Raw genomic sequence first — 2,664 nt, 5'->3', positions numbered from 1 at the left:
AAAAAGACAGCGAGGCCTGGTGCGGGGTGCAGATTGTGTCGCAAGCCAGTGGCGAGGTCGCGCAATGGCTGCGCTTCGAAGGCGCGATTACCGAATTGTTCGATATCTGTGTGCTGCCCGGCGTCCGGAACCCGATCACCCTCGGGCCGAATTCGGTCGAGATCAGGGACTTTCTGACGATCGAACCGCCGATTATTTGAGAGTTGGCTGGTCCGGCTGCGGCAGGTTCAGAAATTCGGCAATCGCCATGGCCGCGCGCTGCGACGGCGGCCGGTCAGCATCGATATCGAAAGAATAAGCAAAGGCGCGCGTCTGGGCCTCTCGAAATGGATCCGATAGTGGCGAGACTTCCGCGAGCGCCGCCCCAAGACCAGCGAGATCATCGAGCACCGGGCCAAAAGTCCAATGTTCGTAATTGGCATTGCCCTGCCATTTGGCATCATGGGAATTGAGGAAAATCGCTGGACGCGGTGCCCGGATAAATTCGTAAATCTGGCTGCTGACATCGCCGAGATAGATATCGGCGGCGCTGGTATAGGTCATGTCGACGCTGCGGGTGCTGCCGGTGTCGATATGGATATGGCCGAGCGCGGCAAAACGCGGGTCGATCCGCTGGCGGAACTTTAGCAAGCGGTGCTCGACCGATGCCAGAAGCTTGCGCTGGAACAGCATGACATGTGGCGCAAAAATCAGATTATAGTCATTTTGCTGCGCGAAATAGTCGAGAATCTGCTCGCCGAAGCGGAACCAGGAGGAGAGCAAGGGATCAAAATGCGGATTGTAGAGCACGATCGGCTTGTCATTGTCGAACAGCCTGACCGGCGGCCGGTCCGCATAAGCTTCGAACTTGGGATAGCCGACGATGCGGTGATTGTCGGGGCGGATCACGCCGGCCGCCAGCATCCGGTCGCGGGTTTTTGCGCCGGGCAGCAACACATAGTCAAACAGGCGCATTTCCGGAGAAAAACCGATCGACCGATCGCCGGCGCCATGGGGAAAGAAGATCAGTTTTGGCCGGTCGGATGGATTGTTTTTCTTGAGATAGGTCGTGGTTGTCTCCGGCACCACCAGCGCATCAAATTGCCGGAACAGGTCGGTGCTTCGCTTCAGGCTGCTCAGCCGGTGGAGCGGGATCATATTGCCCAGCATTTTTTCGACCAGCCGAGTCCCGGCATGCGGCCGGATCGACCAGAAGGCTGGCGTCGGCAAGGCGGGATCGAGAAACTCGCGAACCGCCTCGGCCTGCCGGTCGCTGGAGGTGATGACTTCGACGCGCGCGGTCGGCGCCTGCCGCTGCAGCGCGGAAATGATCGGCGCAATATGGGCGACCTGATGCAGTTCGTCATGATTGAACAGAAAACCGATGCGCCGGGGATCGCTCGATGAATCGGAACTCATATGTCTTCCATCGGATGTCCGACCCCATCTGCTCGCTGGCTACCGACGGAACCAATCCGCCCATTGCTGTCTTTGGACAAATTATTCTCAGAAGTCTACGCGGTCGCCATCCGGGGGATGCGCGTGGCGGAACGGAAACGGTTGTTGCCAAGGCCTGCTTTGCAAAAGCCTTCGCTGCGTCTAACATATTGTCTGCGCAGCCGGTTTTCGCAGGACGCGATCGAACATTATAAGGACGCCCGTGCCCCCTCTCATTGACCCCGATATGTCCGCCGGAGATTTGTCCCCCGACCAGAGGCCGCTGTGGACGGCGATCATCCTGGCTGGCCAGCGACCCGAGGGCGACCCGATGGCCGCTTATTGCAACGTCCAATATAAGGCGCTGATCCCGATCCGCGGTCAGACCATGCTCGAACGGGTGGCGCGCGCGCTGCTTGGATCGCCCTATATCGGCAAGATCGTGATCATGGCCCAGTCGCCCGAAGCGCTGAAGGCCGGCCTTAGTCCGGATCTGGCAGAACATGACGGCATCGCCTTTGTCGAATCCAGTGATGGTATCGCCACCAGCATCCACGGCGTCATCGGCACCGATATTGCGCCATGGCCGGTGCTGGTGACCACGGCGGACAATGCGCTGCTGACCGGGGAGATAATCGACCATTTCTTTCAGGCGCACAGCGGACAGGATGTCGCGGTCGCCGTGGTCGAGCGCCGGACAATGCTGTCCGCCTATCCCGACGCCCGCCGCACCTGGCTGAAATTCCGCGGCGGCGCCTATAGCGGCGCCAATCTGTTCGCCTTGCACAATGCGGCAGCGAAACCGGCGGTCGCCCTTTGGTCGGCGGTCGAGAAAGATCGCAAAAAGGGCTGGAAGATCTTCGCCCATTTCGGCCCCTGGCTGCTGCTGCGGGCGCTGAGCCGGACAATCAGTTTCAAACAGGCGATGGCGGAGGCGGGGCAGCGCATGGGGTTGCGGGCGGAACCGATCATACTGCCGATAGCGGAAGCGGCGATCGATGTGGACAAGCCGAGTGACCTGGAACTGGTGGCCAAGATATTGGAGCGGCGGGAGGGTTGATATCTCGGGATGACAATTCATTTGGGGGTTGTTGCGCCTGTCACCGTAATTCCAGTTATAGTGTCCGCGCAAAAGGAGACATTGGAGATACAGAAGCAGTCCTTCCGCTGCCGCCCCGATTGTGTTCTCTAATACGTCAAGGGCAACTGCTGTTTTCCTGAACTGGTGCGATTGCCTTTGGGTGTCTG

3 protein-coding genes are annotated in these 2,664 nt (G+C 59.4%); 2 read left to right on the top strand and 1 reads right to left on the bottom strand.

Going from position 1 to position 2,664, the window contains the following annotated elements:
* A partial coding sequence (locus V7665_RS12640; RefSeq protein ID WP_335664891.1) for a DUF4915 domain-containing protein occupies window positions 1–200 on the top strand: 200 nt, incomplete at its 5' end.
* Here the strand turns inward: V7665_RS12640 and V7665_RS12635 are convergent.
* Entirely contained in the window at window positions 193–1,398 is a 1,206-nt protein-coding gene (locus tag V7665_RS12635) for a hypothetical protein (protein ID WP_335664890.1), read from the bottom strand. The two genes, V7665_RS12640 and V7665_RS12635, sit on opposite strands and share 8 nt — an antisense overlap.
* Before the next feature lie 265 nt (window positions 1,399–1,663).
* Here V7665_RS12635 and V7665_RS12630 point away from each other — a divergent pair, with 265 nt between their 5' ends.
* Window positions 1,664–2,476, top strand: coding sequence for a nucleotidyltransferase family protein (locus tag V7665_RS12630; RefSeq protein ID WP_335664889.1), 813 nt, complete (start codon window positions 1,664–1,666; stop codon window positions 2,474–2,476).
* Window positions 2,477–2,664: the final 188 nt, after the last annotated feature.

The sequence above is a fragment of the Parasphingorhabdus sp. genome, from assembly GCF_036964675.1.
In the GTDB taxonomy this organism is placed as follows: domain Bacteria; phylum Pseudomonadota; class Alphaproteobacteria; order Sphingomonadales; family Sphingomonadaceae; genus Parasphingorhabdus.
Note: the sequence above shows the minus strand (reverse complement) of the source record. Positions and strands in the feature narration are given on the sequence as shown.